This is a genomic window from Delftia sp. Lp-1 (assembly GCF_020523835.1).
GTDB classification, from domain to species: Bacteria; Pseudomonadota; Gammaproteobacteria; order Burkholderiales; family Burkholderiaceae_C; genus Comamonas; species Comamonas acidovorans.
This window is the reverse complement of the sequence record NZ_JAJALJ010000001.1, coordinates 1,864,764-1,884,817: the sequence shown is the minus strand read 5'-3', so window position 1 is coordinate 1,884,817 and position 20,054 is coordinate 1,864,764. Positions and strand designations below refer to the sequence as shown.

Here is a 20,054-nt window from a genome sequence, read left to right as displayed (position 1 = left end):
CAGGCGCCAACTCCTGGACGCCCGGATTCCCCACCATGTACGACGAACTTCTGCCCGACCACCATGATTCGCTGATGCAGCGCATCGAACGCGATCTGCTCGACAGCTACGACGAAGAACTGGAGATGGAGATAGACGACGCCCGACTGGGCAGCGGTGGCGACGATCTGGACAGTGCCGACACCGTGAGCCGCCAGACCTACTTTCGCGAACTGCTGCGCCTGCAGGGCGAGCTGGTCAAGCTGCAGGACTGGGTGCAGCACCACAGGAAAAAGGTGGTCATCCTCTTCGAGGGCCGCGATGCGGCCGGCAAGGGCGGCGTGATCAAGCGCATCACCCAGCGCCTGAACCCGCGCGTGTGCCGCGTGGCCGCCCTGCCCGCGCCCAATGACCGCGAGCGCACGCAGTGGTATTTCCAGCGCTACGTCTCCCACCTGCCTGCGGGCGGCGAGATCGTTCTCTTTGACCGCAGCTGGTACAACCGCGCGGGCGTGGAGCGCGTGATGGGCTTTTGCTCCGACGAGGAGTACGAGGAGTTCTTCCGCTCCGTGCCCGAGTTCGAGAAGATGCTGGTGCGCTCGGGCATCACGCTGGTGAAGTACTGGTTCTCCATCACCGACGACGAGCAGCACCTGCGCTTTCTGGGCCGCGTGCACGACCCGCTCAAGCAGTGGAAGCTCAGTCCCATGGACTTCGAGAGCCGCCGCCGCTGGGAGGACTACACCAAGGCCAAGGAAGCCATGCTGGAGCGCACCCACATCGCCGAGGCGCCCTGGTGGCTGGTGCAGGCCGTGGACAAGAAGAAGGCGCGGCTCAACTGCATCTCCCACCTGCTGACGCAGCTGCCCTATGAAGAGATAGAGCACCCGGCCATCGTGCTGCCCGAGCGCACGCGCAACCCGGAGTACACGCGCAACCCTGTCCCTCAACACATGTACGTTCCGGATCTGTACTGAGCGGCGGCCGGCAGCGGGCTGCCGGCGTTCTCACGCCCCGTCTTCTCAAGACCCGTTTCCTCAAGCCTTCTGCGCCTCGTCATCCTCCACGGATGCCTCGGGCGACTCAGAGGACACGGAGGACACGGAGGCCTCGGACGCCTCAGGCGTCTCTGGCGCTGGCTCTGCCCCGGCGACTGCAGCCGCCTGGAGCACCTCGGCAACCTCGACAACCTCGGCCGCACGCTTGCGCCGGTCCTGCTCCAGCAGCGCGGTCAGCGCCGCGTGGATGCGCTCCAGCGTGCCGCCCGGGTTGACCCACCAGTCCGTGGACCAGATGCGCAGTATCTGCCAGCCCAGGCCGCGCAGCACCTGCTCGCGCAGCTTGTCGCGGTCGCGCGCCGTGGCCGAGCGGTGGTAGGTGGCGCCGTCGCACTCCACGCCCGCCAGGTAGCTGCCCGCATGGTCCGGGTGCACCACGCCCAGGTCCACGCGGAATGAGGATGCGCCGATCTGCGTGTGCACGCGCCAGCCCTTGCGCTCCAGCGCCTGGGCCACGCTGGCCTCGAACGGGCTGTCGAAATCGCCCTGGCTGCCATGGTGCGACTCGGCCAGCGCGCGCGGGCCGCGCTCGGCAAATTCCAGGAAGTGCTTGAGGTCGCGCACGCCCGCCGCCTGGGTGCGCGACAGGTCCATCTGTTCGCCGCGCAGGCTGGAGAAGATGCGAAGCTCCTGCCGCGCGCGCGTCACCGCCACATTCAGCCGCCGCTCGCCGCCGTCGCGGTTGAGCGGGCCGAAGTTCATGGACACCGCGCCCGAGATATCGGGCCCGTAGGTGATGGAAAAATACATGATGTCCCGCTCGTCGCCCTGCACGCTTTCCAGGTTCTTGACGAAGACGGGCTCCAGCAGCGCATCGGAGAAAAACGGCTCCAGCCCCGGGTCCTTGCGGCGCTCCTCGTCCAGCAAATCCTCGATCAGGCTTTGCTGCTCGGAGTTGAAGGTGACCACGCCGATGGTGGCACCCGACTGCGCAAACCCCGGCGACTGCAGCCGCGCCACCAGGTCGGCCACCAGGGCCTTGGCCTCGGGCTGGTTGATGCGGGCGCCACCTTTTTCATAGCGGCCCTGCACGGCGTGGAAGCTGACGGCGCGGTCATCGGTGACGGGCGAGGGAAAGGTCACCAGTCCGCCGCCGTAGTAGCGGTGGTTGCTGAAGGCGATCAGGCTTTCATGGCGCGAGCGGTAGTGCCAGGACAGGTTGCGCGTGGGCAGGCTGGCGCCCAGGCATTCATCCAGGATGCTTTCCATGTCGCCTTCCACGCCCTGCGTGTCGTCGTCGAAGGTGTCGGAGGTGTCGGCGCGGCCGAAGAAGCTGGTGGGCGGCAGCTGCTTGGGGTCGCCCACCATGACCACCTGCCTGGCACGCGCCATGGCGCCGATGGCGTCCCAGACGGGTATCTGCGAGGCCTCGTCGAAGATGACGATGTCGAAGTTGCTGGTCTCGGCGCTCAGGTACTGGGCAATGGACAGCGGGCTCATCAGCAAGCAGGGCGTCAGGCGCAGCACGGCCGAGGGGATCTGCTCCAGCAGCTGGCGCAGCGGCAGGTGCTGGCGCTTCTTGGTGATCTCGCGCCGCAGGATGCCCCACTCGCTGTTGCGCTGGATGCTGTCGGCCGACGGCAGGCCCGCGCACAGCCGCGCACGTATCCACTGGCGCGTGACCGAGGTGAATTCATCGTCCAGCGCGCGGAAGTCGGCAATGCGCCGCTCATGCTCGGCAGAGACGAAGCGCTTGAGCACCTCGTCCTCGTCCACGGCCAGCGCCAGCCACCAGCGCGCGTAGTTGACCTCGAAGGCCTTGGGTGCCTGAGCCGGTTCCAGGCTGCCGGACTCGATGGCGTCGGCCAGCGCACCCAGCCCGCCCGCGCGGGCCGAGGCCTGGGCATTGCGCCAGGCGCACCATGCATGCAGGCCGCCTTGCCCGGCCAGCACTCCGCCCGCCGTGGCCGCCAGCTGCTCGGCCGTGCGCTGGGCAAGGGCACGCTGCTGCGGCTCGCCATGGGCTGCAGCCGCGCTGAAGGGGTCTATGGCCGCGTGCAGGCCGGCCAGGCTGTCCAGCAACTGCTGGCAGGCCATGCCGACCGCGGCGCCCTCGCCCAGCTCGGCGCTGCGCAAGGCCAGCACCTGGTGCAGGGCCTGGCGTGCCTGGGCCAGCTCGGCCTCCTGCCAGCCCAGCCCGGTCAGTCCTGCCTGCAGCGATCCCTGCAGACGCAGCGCATGCTCCACGGCTTGCGGGCGCGTGTCCAGGCCGTCCCAGACGCCGGGGCAGCGCAAGCGCAGATCGTCCAGCGCCAGCAGCTGTTCCTCGATGGCGCTGCGGGCCGCCAGCTGCGCATGGGCCTGCTGCAGCGCCGCGCCACAGCGGCCCTGGGCCACGGCGGCGTGCGATGCCACCAGGCCGCCGCGCCGCGTCAGTTGCAGGCGCTCGCGCTCGAAGGCCAGCGCGTCCTGCAAGGCCTGGGCATCGGTTTCCAGCCCGCGCCACAGGCCGTGGCTGGCATCGGCCAGCGGCAGGTAGCCATCGAGCTGGCGGTCGATCTGGTACAGGGCCTGCAGGCGCTGCACTTCGGCCGCCCAGCGCTCGCCGCCATGGCCTTCGGCCACGGCCTCCAGGCCGTCGAGCGAGAAGGATTTCTGCGCACGCGCGGCCAGCAGGGCCGCATTGGCCTTCAGGGCGCTGCGCGCATGGTCGGTGCGCGTGCGGTGTCCGGCCCACAGGCCGTCGGCTGCGGCGCCGGGCTGGATCTGGTCCAGTTCCTCGCGCAGGCCCCGGATGCGCACCAGGGCGGCCAGGTCATCGGCCACGCGCGGCTCGCCCGCGCCTTCGATGGTGGCCTCCAGCGCCGCGCGCACCTTGCGCCTGCCCAGCCAGGACAGCGGCCACAAGGACTTGCCGGCCCTGGCCCATTCGCGCTGCAGCTGCGCCACGTTGAGCTGGCCCAAGCCCGCGCCGTACTTGACGGACAGGCCCTGGCGCAGCGCCGCGATCTCGTCGATGCACTGCAGGCCGCGCTCCAGCTCGTCGCCCAGGGCCACGGGCCAGGGCGTGCCCAGCCCGGCCTGCAGGCGCCGGCGCTGCGCCAGCAGGTCCAGCGCCTGGGCCAGGCGCGCCTGCAGCTCGGCCGGCCAGGGCGCCGGAATCTGTGCGGACAGATCACCGTGCTGCGCCAGCAGTTGCAGGCCAGATTGCAGGGATTCGCCAATGCGCGCGCCGTCAGGCAGCACGCAGAAAGCCAGGTTGCGGCCTGCGGCCGCAGGCAGCGCCCGTGCGATCACGCCCAGCGCCGAGCGCGCCTGGCGTCCCAGCGCCGGCCACTCGATGCGCAGCAGCCGGCCCAGCTGCTGCGCCGCATCGGCAAAACCCTGGCCTGCATCGTGCAGCGCCTGGGCGGCATCCACCATCTGCTGCTGCCAGCGCACGGACCAGTCGCTGGCCTGCACCGTGGCCAGCGGCCCGTCCTTCAGATGCTGCGCGCCCACGGCCTGGGCATTGGCCTGAAGGCGGCCCGCAGTCTCGCGCAAAAGGGCCAGGCCCGCTTCGTCATGGGCCTGGGGCGTGGGCCAGTGAAATCCCAGGCGCGGCAGCGCCTCGCCACCGGCCACGGCGCCAATGGCGCGGTAGATGGTCCAGCCGTTGGCGTGGCGCCGGTGCAGGCGCTCCACATAGGCCGACAGCTGCTCGCGCAGGCGGCCGAGCTGGCTGGCCTTGGCGGCCCAGGCCTCGGCATCCACCTGGCCATGCGAGTCCCAGGATTTCTGCAGCTGGCCCAGCACATCGAGCTTGCGGCTCTTGTTGGAGTGCAGCTCCAGGCAGAACTCGCCCAGGCCCACTTCGCGCAGGCGGCGGTAGACCACGTCCAGCGCGGCGATTTTCTCGGCCACGAAGAGCACGCGCTTGTCCTCGGCCAGGCACTGCGCGATCAGGTTGGCAATGGTCTGGCTCTTGCCCGTGCCCGGCGGGCCGATGAGCACGAAGTCCTTGCCGCGCGCAGCGGCCATCACGGCCGACAGCTGCGATGAATCGGCCGGCAGCGGGCTGAAGACCTGCTGCGGCGCGAACTCCTGGTCCAGCCGCCGCGTGTCGGGAAAGGCGATCTCCGAGCGATAGGGCTCGCGCGGCGTGTCGATCAGGTGGGCGACCACGGGCGAGCTGCGCAGCTGGTCGGCGCGCTCGGCCAGGTCCTTCCACATCAGGTATTTGGCGAAGGAGAACATGGACAGGACCACGTCCTCGCTGACCTCCCAGCCGCGCACGTCCTTGATGGCCTCGCGCACGCGGGCCCAGATGCCGGTGATGTCCAGCCCGGCCTCGTCGCGCGGCAGGTCGCCTGCGGGCACGCCCAGCTCCAGCTGGAAGTCCTGGCGCAGCATCTCGACCAGCGTAGGATTGAAGCGCGGCTCGTCCTCATGCGCCTGCAGCGTGAAGCCCGAACGCGCGCTCTTGCGCTCCAGCGTGACGGGCAGCAGGATCAGCGGCGCGCGCACGCGTACATCAGGCTTGTCGGGCCGGCTCCAGACCAGAAAGCCCAGGGCCACGAACAAGGTGTTGGCGCCGCCTTCCTGCAGCGCGTTGCGCGCGCCGCGAAACAGCTCCACAAAGCGGCTGTCCAGCTCCAGCGGCTCCAGGTCGATGAAGACCTCGCGCCGCTGCAGCCCCTCTTCGGCGTGCGCGCCGCGCAGGTCTTCCAGGCTGCGCGCCTCGTGCAATGGCTGGCTGCGCGGGTCCTTGCCCTGCATGAGCTCGGGGCTGGGCAGCAGCTTGAGCACCTGGCCCCGGGCCAGCGTGTCCTCCAGCGCGGGCGCGGCCACCTGCAGCAGCAGCGATTTCTTGCCGGGTTTGAAGTTGAGCAGCGCATTGCGCAGCGACAGGTCCAGCAGCCGGCGCTGCCAGCGCGCCAGCCTGTCCTTGGGATCGAGCTGGGAGGTGGGCACTTCGCGTGCCTGCGCCTGCGCCAGGAGTTCGGGCGGCGGCTCCACGGTGAGCCGTGGCTCGGCCTGGCCTTCGCCGGCCTCGGGCGCGGCGTCCTGCGGCTGGGCCAGCGCCAGCGGGCGGATGCGCTGCATGCGCGCGCGCCGCACGTCCACCAGCAGCTCGAACTGGTCCTCATGCTCCTCCGCCAGCTGGCGCGCCCCCTGGGCAATGGCCTGGCTGAAGGCCACGGCCTGGCCCTGCGCGGCCAGCGTGGTCTCGAAGACCACCAGTTCCTGCAGCTTGAGCCGCTTGCGCACGGCCGTGATGTCGTCGACCACGGCGGTCGAGAATTCCTGCCTGCCCAGCCACAGGCCCACGAAGGCATGGCCGCGCGTGAAGACCAGCAGCGGGTTCAGGTGCGCCTGCTCCAGGCAGGAGGCGAACAGCAGCGTCAGGTCCAGGCAGGTGGCCAGGCCCGCATCCAGTACCTGGGACGCGCCGCGTATCTTCTGGCCCGCATGCTCGAAGCTGGCCGGCGGCAGCGCGTAGTTGAGCTTCTTCTGGAGCACGGAGGTCCAGATGGCCGAGGCCAGTTCCCAGGCCCGCTGCGGCCCCTGTTCATAGCCGTTGATGGCGCCGGACTTGCCCGCCGCCTCCAGGGCCAGCGCCGCGCCCTTGAGGATGCGGTCCACGGCCGGGTCGTTGGGTTGCACGAAGGCCGTCACCATCTCGGGCAAATGCCCCAGGCCGCCCCACTGGTTGCGTGCCAGCAGTTCCAGCGGGTGTTCGTGCCGGGCCAGCACAGTCTCTGCCGGCTGGCCGCTGCGCAGCTCCAGCCGCAGCACGGCAGGCTCGGCCTCGGTCAGGCGCGAGAGCAAGGCGCCGTCCAGCGCCACATCCAGGTCGGTCAGCGCATAGGTGCTGTGCGCGGCCACCGACTCCAGGCGCCAGGTGCGCGGCTTGATGAAGGCAGGCTCCGAGGCCAGGTGCAGGCTCAGCGCCTGCAGCGGCAGTTCGCCCTCGTTGACGATGGCCAGCTCCAGCAGCGCGGGCACGGCGTTCTGGAAGTCGGCGAGATTGAGCTTGGCGACGGTGCCGATGCGCAGCTGCGGTGCCGTCTGCGGCGCCTGCGCGGCGGCGGGGGCGGCGTCTGCGGGGGAATCTCGGCGGGGGTCTTCTGTCATGCGCGGTAGTCCTTGGCTGGCCAGCAGGCGGCGGGAACTGTCGAAATCCCGTCATATTCCTGGCCTGACGATTGTCCGCTGCGAATGGGGCGCCGTGTCCGAGATGGGCGGTTTTCAGGGGTCACTGTTTGCAAAAAATGAGAGCACGGATGAAGGCGCCGGCCATCGGCGCGCCCGGCTCCAGTACGATGCCGGCCAGCCATGCGCAACATCCCGCCCCTTCACCTCATCGCCGCCTTCGATGCCGTGGCGCGAAGCCAGAGCTTCAAGCAGGCGGCCGAAGAACTGAACCTTTCGGACAGCGCCGTCAGCCACCGCATCCGCGAACTGGAAAAGCTGCTGGGCACCCCGCTGTTCCACCGCACCACGCGCGTGGTCACGCTCAGCGCCGAGGGGGCCTGGCTGCACCAGCAGACCCGCGCCCCGCTGCAGGCGCTGGAGACCACCTTCGGCAGCCTGGTGCAGGGGCGCGAGGTGGTGCGCATCAGCGCCCTGCCCTCGTTCGCACGGCTGCGGCTGGTGCCGTCGCTCACGGCCTTTCAGCGCAGCCATCCGGACGTTTCCATCGCCATCGATCCGACCACGCGCACCGTCAACCTCCAGCAGGGCGAGGCGGACATCGCCATCCGCTTTGCACACCAGGCGCCTCAGGCACCTCTGGCATTCCACTGCGAGCGCCTGCTGGACGACGAATGGTTTGCCGTGGCCGCGCCACGCTACCTGGAGCAGTTCGAGGGCCTGGATCTGGCGGGGCTGTTCCGGCGGGCCAACCTGCTCTCGCACAGCCGCCAACCCTGGGATCCCTGGCTGCAGGCTGCGGGCCTGCGCATCTCGGCAGCCCAGCGCCAGCTCAGCTACTCGGACACGGGCTTCATGCTGGACGCGGCGCTGAACCTGCAAGGCATTGCGCTGGGCCGCCGCTCCCTGGTCCAGCGCCTGCTGGCCGAGCGCAGCCTGGTGCGCGTCTCGGACACGGCCATCCCCTGCAGCCAGAGCTATTTCCTGCTGGCTTCCGAGCGCGCCATGGTCTCGCGCCATGGCGCGGCCGTCATGGACTGGATTCGTGCGGTGGCGGCCGAGGCCGGATAGCCGGGCGCCGCCGCCCGCGTTCACGCTTCCCACGCTCACACGTTCACGCCCTCACATCCTCAGCGCGCCATGGTCAGCGCAATGCCCAGCAGCACGCCCGCCATGGCCGCCGCCTTGGGCCGCAGATGGCGTTCGGCAAAGAACCGTGCCGACAGCGCGAACACCATGACCAGATTGGCGCGGCGCAGCACCGAGATCACGGCAATCTGCGCGCCCTCCATCTGCACGGCGGCCAGGTAGATGGACTCGGCCAGCACATAGGCCAGCGCAATGGCGGGCACGGCCCAGTTGTGCCCCAGCATGCTGCGCAGCTCCAGCGCGCGCCAGATCCAGGGCAACAGCAGCAAGGCCAGGGCGCCGCGCTGCAGCGCAGACCAGGCCTGGACGGCAACCAGGTCCATGCGCAGCGTGGCCAGAATGTGCTTGTCATACAGGGCATTGGCCGAAGACAGCAGCGTGGCCGCCAGCATGCACAGCACCCAGAGATTGCGGCCAAAGCCTATGCCCTCCTTCTGGCCGACCAGGGAGAACAGGTAGTACGAGGCCATGGACACCGCCAGCCCCAGCCATTGCCACCAGCCCAGTTGCTCGGACAGCAGGAGCACCGCGCCCAGCGCCGTCCACAGCGGCCCGCTGGCACGCACGCCCGCAGAGATGGACAGCGGCAAGGCCTTCACCGAGTAGTACGACAGCACCCAGGTGGCTACCATCATCAGCGACTTGGGCAGCAGCAGCATCTGCTGGCGCAGGTCCAGCACGGCGGACGAGGAATCGCCCATCGCCACGAAAGGCAGCCACAGCAGCGCGCCCAGCGCCGAGCACCAGAACACCACCTCCAGCACGGACTTTTCCCCCAGCGCCAGCTTGGTCAGAAAGTCATATGCCCCCAACACCAGGCCGGCCAGCAGCCCCAACACCATCCAGTCCATATCCGCCTGCACTCCTGCATTGACAAGGGTGCAAGCGTAGGAGCGATGGCCGCAGGCATTGCTGAGACCTGTGCGGCGATTGCGCAATCGCGCTCATGAATGCGCGGGCATCACTGCGCGCCGGCCACCGCAGCCTGGCGCGCACCGGGCTGCTTGAACAGCTTGAAGTACGGCGTGTTCGACGGATTCACCGGGATGTCGAACTTGCGCACCATGGCATAGGTCTGGATCTGGTCGTGCAGCGGCAGGTAGATCAGCTCCTTTTGCACCGTGCTCCAGATGGAGTGGATGGTGGCATCGCGCTTGCGCGCATCGCCCTCGGAGGCCAGGGAGACGATCTGGCTGTCCAGCTCGGCATTGCTGTAGCGCGTGGCATTGGTGTTGCCGCGGCCGTTCTTGCCGCGCGTGTGCACCAGGTAGTCGAAGACATAGGCCGAGTCATAGGTGGGCACGCCCCAGCCGTAGAGGTAGAAATCCGTCTCCTGGTTGTTGATGGCCGCCGTCTGGATGGCCAGCGGCCGGGACGACACCGCCGTCTTCACGCCGATGCGGCCCAGAAAGCCGGCGATGGCCTGGCAGATGGCCTCGTCGTTCAGATAACGGTCGTTCGTGCAATGCAGGGTGATGCCGAAGCCGTTGGGATAGCCGGCCTCGGCCAGCAGCTTCCTGGCCTGGACAAGGTCGGCCTTGCCCACGGCACCAAAGGATTTCTCGTAGCCGTGCACAAAGGGCGGCGCAATGATGTTGGTGGGCACGGACAGGCCGCGCATCACGGCGCGCTGTATGGCCTGCCGGTCGATGGCCAGCTGGAAGGCCTGGCGCACGCGCAGGTCGGCCAGCGGGTTCTTGTCCTTCACATCGGAATGCGACAGCGGGGCGGCGCCCACGTTCAGGCCCAGGAAGATGGTGCGGTTCTCGGCGGCCTGGTTGATGCGAAAGCGCGGGTCGGCGCTCAGGCGCGCAATGTCCTGGATGGGCAGGTCCTGCACGAAGTCCACCTCGCCCGACAGCAGCGCCGCCACGCGCGTGGCCTGGGACTTGATGGGCAGGTAGACCAGTTCGTCGATCTCCAGCGGGAACAGCCCCTTGCCCCAGTAGCCGGGAAACTGCCGCAGCACGGTGCGCGTGTCCTGCTCGCGCGAGGCGATGACGTAGGGCCCCGTGCCGTTGGCGTTGCGCGTGGCGTAGTTCTCTTCCTTGGCCAGCGCGTTCTGCGGCTGCTCGGCGCCATGGGCCTTGGCCCAGGCAGCGCTCAGGATCTGGATGTTGATGAGGCTGGCCGGCAGCAGCGGGTTGGGCCCGTTGGTCCTGATGTGCACGGTGAAGGCATCGACCTTGGTCACGTCGGTGATCGAGGTCAGCAGCGAGCGCATGTCCGAGGTGGCCGAGCGCGCGCGGCGCAGCGAGAACAGCACGTCGTCGGCCGTGAACAGGCTGCCGTCATGGAACTTCACGCCCTTGCGCAGCTTGAACTCCCAGACCGAGGGGTCGGCAGTCAGCGCCCAGGACGTGGCCAGGGTGGGCAGCAGCTTGCCATCGGCCGTGCGGATGATCAGCGGCTCGTAGATCTGGTGCAGCAGGTTGTGGTTGGGGCCGTTGTTCAGCGCGTGCGGGTCCAGCGTGGATGCGTCGGTGGAGCGCGCCCAGCGCAGGGTTTCGGCCTGGGCGGGCGGTGCGCACAGCAGCGCTGCGGCCAGGGCGGGAAGCAGTGCGGAAGTTCGCAGGGTGCGCAAGTGGGTGCGCAGCAGGGAAAGGCGAGGCAGGAAGCGTCTTTGGGTCATGAAGTGTCCTGGCAGCCGGAACAAGATCGCAGGAAGGCGGCGGCGGGTGCCGCGCCGGCTGCACCAGACGGCCGATTGTGTGGAGCCACCAGCCCGCCGCAAAGCCCGATTGCGCCTATGCAAATGCGCTGCGCGCAGATGCAAAGCGCTGCGACAGCAGGGCGTACAGCGCGCGCAGGCCCTGGGCCTCGCCGCCCCTGGGCCGGCCGGGGCGCTCCTCCAGATTCCAGGCGAACAGGTCCAGGTGCAGCCAGGGCAGCTCGGGCGGCACAAAGCTCTCCAGGAACAGTGCAGCCGTGATGGCGCCGCCCTGCGGCGTGCTGGCGGCGTTGAGCAGATCGGCCTGGTCGGAGCGGAGCATGCGGCGGTACGGGGCCCACAGGGGCAGGCGCCACAGCGGATCGGCCTGCGAGCAGCCCTGGGTCAGCAGGGCCTCGGCCCAGCCGTCATGGTTGCTGAACAGCGCAGGCAGGTCCGGCCCCAGCGCCGTGCGCGCAGCGCCCGTGAGCGTGGCCAGGTCGATCAGCAGCGCGGGCGGCGTGGGCGCGCTGCGAATGGCGTGGTGCAGCGCATCGGCCAGCAGGAGCCGGCCTTCGGCATCGGTGTTCTCGATCTCCACGCGCCGGCCATCACCGGCCTCGATGATGTCGCCGGGCCGCAGCGCACCGGCACCCACGGCGTTCTCCACCGCAGGCACCAGCAGCTTCAGGTGGATGGGCAGGCCCGCCTGCATCAGCAGATCGGCCAGGGCCAGGGCGTGTGCGGCGCCGCCCATGTCCTTCTTCATCCAGCGCATGCCTGCGGCGGGCTTGAGGTCCAGCCCGCCGGAGTCAAAGCACACGCCCTTGCCGATGAGCACCACATGGGGCAGCGCGGCATCGCCCCAGGTCAGCTCGGCCACGCGCGGCGCCTGGGCCGCCTGGGACGCCTGGGACGCCGCCCGACCCACGGCGTGCACCAGGGCAAAGCCTGCGGCGGGCAGCTCGTCGCCCACCCATTGCCGGTAGCGCGCGCCATGGCGCGCGGCCAGGTCGGCCACGGCCTGGGCCAGCTGTTCGGGACCCAGCTGGTTGGCAGGCAGGTTGACCAGCCGCCGCACCTCGCCAATGGCTGCGGCCATTGGCGCGACGGCGGCCTGCTCATCGGGGCTTGCCACCAACCGAGCGAGTGATAGAGCGAGTGATGGAGCGGTTGCCGCATCCGACTGCCGCGCCTGGCGGGTCAATGGCAGCGCGCCCAGTGCCCAGCCCAGGAGCAGATGCGGCCTCTGAGCCTCATCCGCATCGGCGAGCGCATAGGTGCCGGGCGGCAGCGCAGCCGGCAGGCCGGCCAGCTGCCACAGCGGCTGGTCCGGGTCCACGCCGACCAGCACGCCAGCGAGGGCAGTGCACTCGCCCTGCCCTTCCCTCTGCACTTCGGCCTGCACTTCAGCCTGCATGCCGGGCAACAGCAGCATGCGGCCCGGCTGCGCATCAAAGCCTGCGGCGCGCGCCCATCGGGCCTGGGCCGGGGGCAGTTGCTCCAGCACGGCCGCCAGAGTGGCGGGCGTGGCACGGTGCAACGCCGTGGCGGGTTGGGGGGAAGTGGCGAATGCGCCGGATTGGGAAGGGGAGCTTGTGGCAGGGCTGGACATGGTGCTGGCAAAGCGCGCCAGCCTAAGGGCCGACTCCGCTTGGAGCAAACACGCCTGTCGCATATGCAAAGCAGAAATGATTGGTGGACGTCTGCGTGCAGGCGGGCCGCAGCCGCTCAGTCCAGAAAGCGCGCGGCCACCTGCGGATCGGGCACCATGCACTGCGCGCTGCGGCCAAACCAGCGGTAGCGGTTGCGGGCCAGCCAGCGGTACAGCCCATCGCGCAGGGGGCGGGGAATCAGCCACGCCGCCCATGCCAGCCGCCAGGGCCAGCCCAGGCCATGGAGCACGCGCAGGATGGCGTCCGTGTGCTGCCAGGAACGGTCCCCATCCACCAGCAGCAGCGTCTGCAGACCTTCGACCCGCAGGCCTGCATCGGCCAGCATCCTGCCGCCGGCCTCGCCCTGGATGGAGGCAAAGCGGAACCTGCCGCGCCTGTCGTGCCTCAGCAGAAACTGCACCCAGCCATTGCACAGCAGGCATTGGCCGTCGAACACCACAATCATGATTCGCCCTCCTTGGGCACTGAAGTGTCTTGCCGCACCGTGGGCAATTGCAGATGCCCGCTGTAGCTGGCGACCACGCCCACCCAGGGCACGGCTGCCTCGATGTGGAAATGCAGGCGATCCCCCTCGCCGCGCTCCTCGGCCACGATGCGCGGCTCCAGCCAGGCCGGGCAGGCCATGCCCAGAAAGCGCAACTTGCGCAGGCGCATCACCAGCCGATTGCCATCGGCCTCCAACCCGAAGCTCAGCCGCGCTGCGCCCAAGGATTCGATGATCTGCCCGTCCTGCAGGCGCAGGCTGGAACGCATGGTCTGCGCGGGAAAGTGGCGGGTCCAGACCTCACGCGGGGGCTGGGCATGCAGCGCGAAGCGGATGGGCCCCTCGCTGGCGCGCAGCGGCGTGCCCAGACACAGCGCCAGCAGCCGGGCCGCCAGGGACTGCGGCGCCTGGGTGCGGACCCAGCCATGGAGCTCATGGCGGCCCGTCAGGCGGTGGAAGGCCTGCACGGCGGGGTCCAGCCGGGCAAAGCGCTCGCCCATGGCCTGCTCGTACATGGACAGCCTCCGGCTCATGGATGGATCTCCCTCATGCGGATGTCCAGGCCACGGGCCTCCTGCTCGAAATCCTCCAGGGTCAGCAGGCCCATGCAGGGCATGGCGCCCACGGCGGGCAGTTGGCCTGCCGCCAGCTTCCGCGCCAGGGCCGAGGCGGCCAGCGTGGGCACATAGGGGCCGTCGCCCGACCCGGCGACCAGCACCCAGACGCGCTCCTGCACGAAGCCCTGTGCGTCCCGCCCACGCACGCACACATGCATGGCACCCGCATCGCTGCCCCAGTCCTTGAAGCAGTCCGCCGCGCGCTTGAGCCACGCGGCGTGCACCGACCAGTCGCGCACCAGGCCCAGGCGCGCCAGCCAGGCCATGGCATTCATGCCCCTGTGCAGAAATGCCAACTCCAGCCCCGCGCCAAAACGCACGCCAGGCTTGCCCGCATACCGGGGTGCCAGCAGTACCAGATCAGGCACATCGCAGGGCGACAGCAGCCGCGCCCCCACAGGCTCGGGATAGCGGTGGCGCCAGCTGCCCGACCAGCCGAACACCGGCTGCGGGCCAGCGGACGCGAGGCGCTTGCCGCAGTAGCTCAGGATGCCGGCCACCGTGGACAGGCCGCGCTCCGTGCGGTTGCCGGGGCTGATGCCTATGTCGATGGAATCCACGCAGGCCATGCCGCCTGCCAGCCGATCGGCCACCGCCGTGGACAGTGCGGGGACGGAACTGGCCCCGCTGGTCAGCAGCACGCCCCGGGCCAGCGCAGCGGCTTGCAGGGCGGTGATGCCGCCGACGAAGTCGCGGCCATCGGCCAAGTCCACGTAGTGCACACCCGCATGGGCGCAGGCCTGTGCCACGCGATGGTCCTGCCCCTGGAAAGGGCCTGAGGTATGGATGAGGAGATGGATGCCATGCTCCTGGAGCCGGGCCTGCAGCCCCGGGTCCATGGCGTCCACCGCCACAGCGGACAGCCCGGCATGGGCATCGGGCAAAAGCGCATCGACCAAGGCCTGTGCCTTGGCGCCCGAGCGGCCCACCACCACGATGTGCAGCGCCTTCTGCCGTGCCAGCCGGCGCACCAGCCGGCTGCCGAAAAAGCCATATCCCCCGACAACCATCACCCTGAATTCGTGCATGCGCCAGTGTAGGGCCGACCGGTCGCCAGGACGGCGGTGGCAGCATTTCCCTCCAAGGTGTTTCATCAGGAAAATATATGGTTAGCCACCATACAATATGCCGACACCACACCTGGCGCACAGCGCCTCAACCCCAGGAAACACCATGTCCCACTATCTGGTCGAGCTCTATTCCCCCAACCCCGCCTGGCTGGCCCTGCCCGCCGCGCAGCGCCAGCAGTTTCTGGAAGGGGTTGCCAGCGCCATGGGCGGGCTGGCTGCCATGGGCGTGCAGGTGCTGGCCCTGGCCGAGACCGACCGCGGCCTGGACCAGGCCAGCCCCCACCGCTTCCTGGGCATCTGGCGCTTTCCCGATACCGCCGCCCGCGATGCCCTGCTGGCGGGCATCAAGGCCAGCGGCTGGTACGGCTACTTCGACCATGTGAACGCGGCCAGCGGCACCGGTGGCCTGGAAAGCCATCTGAAGGCGCTGGCCGAGGCCTGAGGCGGACGGGCGACGGGTGCTGGATGGGTGCCGGATGGGTGATGCAGCGCCGGCGCTACGGCTGAATCGGGCAGCCCAGACGCTTGAGCGTCTCGTCTATCCATGGCGCGCTGTAGGTACCGGCAGCGATGTCGGCCACCATCCTGGCCTCAACGACCTGCTTTCCGTGTGCTGCATCCAGCAGGGCCTGCGCCTGCGCATACGGTACGCACAGCAAGCCATCGTCATCGCCAATCATGAGGTCACCGGGCTCGATCACCATGCCATCGATGGCGATCGGCACATTGATTTCGCCCGGGCCGTCCTTGTAGGGTCCGCGGTGCGTGACGCCCGCGGCGAATACCGGGAAGCTGCCTGCACGAATCCATGCCGCGTCCCGGATCGCGCCATTGATCACGATGCCGCCCAGCTGGCGACGCATGGCGTCTCCCACCATGATTTCTCCGATGAGTGCGTTGGTGAGGTCGCCGCCCGCATCCACCACGATCACGTCACCTGGGCTGGCCAGTTGAAGTGCCTTGTGGAGCATGAGGTTGTCGCCCGGGCGGGTCTTGATGGTCAACGCAGGGCCGGCCATGCGCCCGCCGCCGTGCATGGGGCGCAACCGCGCGCCGCCAGCCGTCATGCGGGCCATGCAGTCGCTGACGTTGGCAACAGGCACGTCGAGATAGCGCCTGGCAATATCAAGGCTGACAGCGCGTTGCCGCTTCAGAATTTGAAGACCGATCATGGTGAGGTACTCAGAGTGGATGGAATGAAAGCCGTGCCGCTCAATCGAGCGTGGTGCCAGAGCTCTTGACGATGGGTGCCAGGCGGGCGCGGTCGCTGGCGTAGAGCCTGGCCATGTCCTGCGGTGTGCCGGTGATGAGTTCCGCGCCGGAGTCGGCGATCTTCCTGGCCGTGTCGGGTGCGTTCACCACCTTGTTGATGGCTTCGTTGAGCTGCTTGACGATGGCGTCGGAGGTGCCGGCCGGGGCCATCACGCCCCACACGCTGGCCAGCTCCACGCCCTTGATGCCGGATTCGGTGTAGGTCGGCACGTCGGGCAGCAGCTTGGAGCGGCTCGCGGTGGTCACGCCGATGGCGCGCACCTTGCCCGACTGGATGTGCGACAGCAGCGTGGGGACGGACCCCATGTACATGTCGATGCGCCCGCCCAGCAGGTCGGGCATGGCCTGCGCCATGCCGCGAAACGGCACGTGGGTGAACTTCACATTCGAGCTTTTCTGCCAGGCCTCGCTGATGAGGTGCGAAATGGTGCCGGTGCCCGGCGTGGCAAAGCTCAGGCGCCCGGGGTCTTTCTTCGCCGCCTGGACGATGTCGCCCAGGGACTTGTACGGAGAATCGGCATTCACCACGAGCACGGCCGGGCCGGCTGCGACCAGGGCCACGGCGCGCAGGTCCTTGTCGGGGTTGTAGGTGAGCTTGGTGTACAGCAGCGGGTTGAGCACCACGTTGTCGGTCTGCGCCATCACCAGGGTCAGGCCATCGGCGGGGGCCTTGGCCACCTGGTCCAGCGCCAGGTTGCCACCGGCCCCGGGCTTGTTCTCCACCACGATGGCCCACCCATGGGCCTCGGTGAGCTTGGTGCCGACCAGCCGCGTGAGGTTGTCGGTGCCGCCGCCGGCCGGAAAGGGCACGATGAACCTGATGGGCCGCTGCGGATAGGTGCCCTGGGCATGGGCATGGGCCGGGGCCATGGCGGCAGCGGTCAGTGCCAGCAGGCCGGCGAGGGCCAGGCGGCGTCGGGTCGGGGTCGTCATTGCGGATGTCTCCTTTGGTGGTGTCGGTTGGCGCAGGGGTACGTTGATCAGGTTTGGCTGGCGAGCACGTGGCTGCCCAGCCAATCGATGGCCTCGTCGGTGGAGGTGCCGGTGAACGGCTGGGCCGCATGCGCCCGGGCCGTGGCGGCGAACAGCGCCTCGACGGCGGGCGAGGCGATGGGCGCCAGGCCGTTGCGGGCCATCTGCTGCCGGGCCTCGGCCACCTCGTTGCGGCGGCGTGCGGAATGCGGGATGTGCGTGCGCACCATGGACTCCATCAGCGTGCGCAGCGGTGTCTCGTCGATGTCCTGCAGCACGGCATGCAGCTGCTCGCGCAGGCCCATCTGCTGGGCCGTCACCAGGCACTCCACGGCCAGCGCCTCGGTCCCCTTGGTGTAGATGCTGCGCAGGAGCTTGAGCGCGGCGGCATCGCCCGGCTGTCCCCCCACCACGCGAACGGAGCCGCCAAAGGGCAAGAACAATTCCTGTACAAAACCGGCTTTGCCACCGGCCACGAGCAGCGGCGTCTTCCTGCCGCCCAGGTTGACCGCGCCGGTGATGGCCACGTCCACGAAGTGCACCGCCCTGCCCTGGGCGACGCGCCGGGCCAGCTCGCCGCATTCGCGCATCTCCTGCGGGTCGGCCGTGGTCATGTCCACATAGACCACGCCATCGGGCAGATCGCGCAGATGAGGCAGGCAGGCCTCGAACAGGCTGCGCGCCACGGTGCCGAACACGGCGCTCACCACCACGTCGGCCTCGGCCAGCCAGGCACCGGGCGCGGTATGCACCTGCGCACCAGCGGCCTGCACGGCGTCGGCCACCGCAGCGTTGGGCTGCAGGTCGCACAGGCCCACCAGGCTGTGCCCCTGCTCCACAAAGGCCTGCATGTAGCAGGCGCCGACCATTCCACCACCCAGTATTGCGAACTTCATAAAAGTACAAATTTAAAACATTGATCGCAGTCTATGGAGTGCAACTCCGATCCACTCATAGAGATTTCCCGTAGAACTGCGGATATTTGTACTTGTTTTGTATTTTTCCGAATGAAGCGCAGCGCGGCGAGCCCTTCCGTCGTCACCTAGAATCAGCGCACCATCCCCACCCACCTGGTGCAAACACAGTGCAAAACGTGAAAGACAAGGCGTACGAGGTTCTGCGGCAGCGGCTCATCGGCGGCCACTACCGACCCGGCGAACAGCTCAAGGAAGAGCCCATTGCCCGCGACCTGGGACTGAGCCGCACGCCGGTGCGCAATGCGCTGCACCGCCTGGTGGAAGATGGCCTGGCCACCGATGGCGCGGGCCAGGGTATCCGCGTGTCGGAGTGGAGCGACTGGGATGTGGAGGAGACTTTCCAGCTGCGCATGCTGCTGGAGCCGTACGCCTCGTTCCTCGCGGCCACGCGCGGCGGCGAGGGGCTGGCCGATGAGCTGGAGGCCAGCAACCAGCGCATGGAGGCCGGCATTGCCGCTGGCCACGACGGCATTGGCGAGGTGCAGTCAGCCAACCGGGATTTTCACCACGCGCTGATCGAGGCATCGGGCTCGCCGCGCCTCAAGACCATGCTGGCGACGATGATCGACATGCCGATCATCAAGCGGTCGTTCTACATCTACACGCCCGAAGAGCTGGTGCAAAGCCTGCACCACCACTGCGACCTGGTGATCGCCATACGTGCCAGGGATGGGGAGCTGGCACGCCAGGTGATGCAGCTGCACCTGCGCATGTCCTACCACCGGTTCATGAAGCATCGGGGGGAATACCGCGCGGATGCATGAACAGTGTCATGACCGGGGCTGAACCCTTTGCGCTGACCGCACCCGGTACAGCCACGGCAGCCAGACAAAGGCGATGAGGACCAGCACAACGCCTGCCAGCGCCATGGGCAGCACCATCGGCCAGGCACCGTGGCGCATCGTCGGATCGACAAATTGCGCCGCCAGCTGGCCGGCGCAGAAGGCCACGCACATGATCGCGAAGCCCGAACACGACACGGCCCGCCCGGCCAGCTGCGGCGGCAGACCACCCACCGCGCCCGCCTGGCCGCAAGGCTGGTGCAGGCCATGGCCCAGTGCATACACCGCGTGCCCCAGCAGCAGTGGAAAGGGCGAGGCCGGCGCCAGCACGCAGCCGGCGATCTGGATGCACGGCCCCAGCAGACTGAGCGAAGCGCCCAGTTGCACCGTGCGCACCGGCCCGTGGCGCGACAGCAGGCGCCGGCACCATGTGATGCCCAGGATGTAGACCAGCGAGCCGCCCGCAGGAATCCAGCCGTAGAGCACGGGCGACAGACCGAACAGGTCGACGTACACCATCGGCGACAGCAGCAAAAAGCAGAAGATGCCGCCGTAGGTGGCTGCGGCCAGCGCCGTCCAGGCGCAAAAGCCGGGGTCGGCGATCACCTGGCGCACACCGCCAGCGGATACGGATACGGATACGGATACGGGTACGGGTACGGGTACGGGTACGGATGCGATGACCGGGGCAGACTCCGCCGGCGCTTGCCGCGTCTCGCTGAAAGTGCGCCAGCACAGTGCCAGCAAAGCCAGCGAGTAGACGCCCATCGCCACCAGCACCCAGCGCCAGCCGGTGGCCTGGACTCCCCATGCACCGGCAATCGGCGCCACCAGTGCCACCAGCCCCAGGCCTGTGAGGCCGCGGGCCATGATGCGCGGTCCTTCATGGGCCGGATACAGGTCGCGCACCGCAGCCCGTGCGCACACCAGGATGGCCGCCATGGCCGCGCCCTGCACGGCGCGCCAGGCCACCAGTGCGTCCGCGCTGCCCGCCAGCGCACAGCCTGCCGCCGCTGCCGTGTAGCAGGCCAACCCCGTCAGCAGCACGGGCCGGCGCCCGAAGCGGTCAGCCAGCGGCCCGCACACCAGCTGGGCGACACCGAAGGCCAGCATGAAAACGGTCAGGCTGCTGCTGGCCGAGCCCAGGTCGCGCGCGATCTCGGGCAACGCCGGCAGATAGCCATCGGTGGCGACCGGCTGCGCGGCCAGCAGCAGCGGCAGCAGCAGAAGAAAGGAAACGGAGCGGCGCGGGCCGGGATCGGCGAAGTTCATCTCAATGAAGCCTGGTCACGG

At 68.9% G+C, this 20,054-nt stretch carries 15 protein-coding genes; 4 read left to right on the top strand and 11 right to left on the bottom strand.

Annotated features, from left to right (window positions below; translation table 11 throughout):
- Positions 1-35: 35 nt before the first annotated feature.
- Positions 36-956, top strand: a complete 921-nt coding sequence (ppk2, locus tag LGR64_RS08330) for a polyphosphate kinase 2 (RefSeq protein WP_230355235.1) — start codon at positions 36-38, stop codon at positions 954-956.
- 60 nt (positions 957-1,016) lie between these two features.
- On the opposite strand, the gene LGR64_RS08325 is transcribed toward ppk2, so the two are convergent.
- Complete coding sequence (locus LGR64_RS08325) at positions 1,017-7,094, bottom strand: DUF4011 domain-containing protein (RefSeq protein ID WP_230355234.1); 6,078 nt, start codon at positions 7,092-7,094, stop codon at positions 1,017-1,019.
- A 201-nt stretch (positions 7,095-7,295) separates the two neighbouring features.
- Between LGR64_RS08325 and LGR64_RS08320 the strand changes: the two genes are divergently transcribed.
- Positions 7,296-8,183: a LysR substrate-binding domain-containing protein gene (locus LGR64_RS08320; RefSeq protein ID WP_230355233.1), complete on the top strand. Its 888-nt coding sequence runs from the start codon at positions 7,296-7,298 to the stop codon at positions 8,181-8,183.
- Between the two features lie 59 nt (positions 8,184-8,242).
- Here LGR64_RS08320 and LGR64_RS08315 read toward each other — a convergent pair whose 3' ends face one another.
- The 6 genes from LGR64_RS08315 to LGR64_RS08290 form a co-directional block, all read right to left on the bottom strand.
- Complete coding sequence (locus tag LGR64_RS08315) at positions 8,243-9,112, bottom strand: DMT family transporter (protein ID WP_230355232.1); 870 nt, start codon at positions 9,110-9,112, stop codon at positions 8,243-8,245.
- A 110-nt stretch (positions 9,113-9,222) separates the two neighbouring features.
- Positions 9,223-10,893, bottom strand: coding sequence for an ABC transporter substrate-binding protein (locus LGR64_RS08310; protein ID WP_209802034.1), 1,671 nt, complete (start codon positions 10,891-10,893; stop codon positions 9,223-9,225).
- Between the two features lie 115 nt (positions 10,894-11,008).
- Positions 11,009-12,526 (bottom strand): leucyl aminopeptidase family protein, encoded by a 1,518-nt coding sequence (locus LGR64_RS08305; protein WP_230355231.1) that lies wholly within the window; start codon positions 12,524-12,526, stop codon positions 11,009-11,011.
- A gap of 116 nt (positions 12,527-12,642) precedes the next feature.
- A complete protein-coding gene (locus LGR64_RS08300) occupies positions 12,643-13,032 on the bottom strand; it encodes a thiol-disulfide oxidoreductase DCC family protein (protein ID WP_013801838.1) in 390 nt (129 codons plus the stop codon).
- Positions 13,029-13,604: a DUF4166 domain-containing protein gene (locus LGR64_RS08295; protein ID WP_230355230.1), complete on the bottom strand. Its 576-nt coding sequence runs from the start codon at positions 13,602-13,604 to the stop codon at positions 13,029-13,031. The genes LGR64_RS08300 and LGR64_RS08295 overlap by 4 nt, the downstream gene beginning before the upstream one ends.
- Complete coding sequence (locus LGR64_RS08290) at positions 13,601-14,716, bottom strand: saccharopine dehydrogenase family protein (RefSeq protein ID WP_034395709.1); 1,116 nt, start codon at positions 14,714-14,716, stop codon at positions 13,601-13,603. The genes LGR64_RS08295 and LGR64_RS08290 overlap by 4 nt, the downstream gene beginning before the upstream one ends.
- Before the next feature lie 145 nt (positions 14,717-14,861).
- Between LGR64_RS08290 and LGR64_RS08285 the strand changes: the two genes are divergently transcribed.
- Positions 14,862-15,200, top strand: a complete 339-nt coding sequence (locus LGR64_RS08285) for a DUF6616 family protein (RefSeq protein ID WP_034395706.1) — start codon at positions 14,862-14,864, stop codon at positions 15,198-15,200.
- A 55-nt stretch (positions 15,201-15,255) separates the two neighbouring features.
- On the opposite strand, the gene LGR64_RS08280 is transcribed toward LGR64_RS08285, so the two are convergent.
- Genes LGR64_RS08280 through LGR64_RS08270 form a run of 3 tightly spaced genes read right to left on the bottom strand, consistent with a single transcriptional unit; the run spans position 15,256 to position 17,898 of the window.
- Positions 15,256-15,930: an RraA family protein gene (locus tag LGR64_RS08280; RefSeq protein WP_088164352.1), complete on the bottom strand. Its 675-nt coding sequence runs from the start codon at positions 15,928-15,930 to the stop codon at positions 15,256-15,258.
- Between the two features lie 40 nt (positions 15,931-15,970).
- Positions 15,971-16,963 (bottom strand): Bug family tripartite tricarboxylate transporter substrate binding protein, encoded by a 993-nt coding sequence (locus LGR64_RS08275; protein WP_230355229.1) that lies wholly within the window; start codon positions 16,961-16,963, stop codon positions 15,971-15,973.
- 47 nt (positions 16,964-17,010) lie between these two features.
- Positions 17,011-17,898, bottom strand: a complete 888-nt coding sequence (locus LGR64_RS08270; RefSeq protein ID WP_268868945.1) for an NAD(P)-dependent oxidoreductase — start codon at positions 17,896-17,898, stop codon at positions 17,011-17,013.
- Positions 17,899-18,086: 188 nt separating this feature from the next.
- Here LGR64_RS08270 and LGR64_RS08265 point away from each other — a divergent pair, with 188 nt between their 5' ends.
- Entirely contained in the window at positions 18,087-18,743 is a 657-nt protein-coding gene (locus LGR64_RS08265; RefSeq protein ID WP_012206234.1) for a GntR family transcriptional regulator, read from the top strand.
- Between the two features lie 6 nt (positions 18,744-18,749).
- Here LGR64_RS08265 and LGR64_RS08260 read toward each other — a convergent pair whose 3' ends face one another.
- A complete protein-coding gene (locus tag LGR64_RS08260; RefSeq protein ID WP_230355228.1) occupies positions 18,750-20,033 on the bottom strand; it encodes an MFS transporter in 1,284 nt (427 codons plus the stop codon).
- Between the last annotated feature and the right edge of the window lie 21 nt (positions 20,034-20,054).

Bases quoted from the DNA above. Each gene is read 5' to 3' on its own strand.
- ppk2 (WP_230355235.1), top strand. From the start codon at position 36: ATGTACGACGAACTTCTGCCCGACCACCATGATTCGCTGATGCAGCGC.
- LGR64_RS08325 (WP_230355234.1), bottom strand. From the start codon at position 7,094: ATGACAGAAGACCCCCGCCGAGATTCCCCCGCAGACGCCGCCCCCGCC.
- LGR64_RS08320 (WP_230355233.1), top strand. From the start codon at position 7,296: ATGCGCAACATCCCGCCCCTTCACCTCATCGCCGCCTTCGATGCCGTG.
- LGR64_RS08315 (WP_230355232.1), bottom strand. From the start codon at position 9,112: ATGGACTGGATGGTGTTGGGGCTGCTGGCCGGCCTGGTGTTGGGGGCA.
- LGR64_RS08310 (WP_209802034.1), bottom strand. From the start codon at position 10,893: ATGACCCAAAGACGCTTCCTGCCTCGCCTTTCCCTGCTGCGCACCCAC.
- LGR64_RS08305 (WP_230355231.1), bottom strand. From the start codon at position 12,526: ATGTCCAGCCCTGCCACAAGCTCCCCTTCCCAATCCGGCGCATTCGCC.
- LGR64_RS08300 (WP_013801838.1), bottom strand. From the start codon at position 13,032: ATGATTGTGGTGTTCGACGGCCAATGCCTGCTGTGCAATGGCTGGGTG.
- LGR64_RS08295 (WP_230355230.1), bottom strand. From the start codon at position 13,604: ATGAGCCGGAGGCTGTCCATGTACGAGCAGGCCATGGGCGAGCGCTTT.
- LGR64_RS08290 (WP_034395709.1), bottom strand. From the start codon at position 14,716: ATGCACGAATTCAGGGTGATGGTTGTCGGGGGATATGGCTTTTTCGGC.
- LGR64_RS08285 (WP_034395706.1), top strand. From the start codon at position 14,862: ATGTCCCACTATCTGGTCGAGCTCTATTCCCCCAACCCCGCCTGGCTG.
- LGR64_RS08280 (WP_088164352.1), bottom strand. From the start codon at position 15,930: ATGATCGGTCTTCAAATTCTGAAGCGGCAACGCGCTGTCAGCCTTGAT.
- LGR64_RS08275 (WP_230355229.1), bottom strand. From the start codon at position 16,963: ATGACGACCCCGACCCGACGCCGCCTGGCCCTCGCCGGCCTGCTGGCA.
- LGR64_RS08270 (WP_268868945.1), bottom strand. From the start codon at position 17,898: ATGAAGTTCGCAATACTGGGTGGTGGAATGGTCGGCGCCTGCTACATG.
- LGR64_RS08260 (WP_230355228.1), bottom strand. From the start codon at position 20,033: ATGAACTTCGCCGATCCCGGCCCGCGCCGCTCCGTTTCCTTTCTTCTG.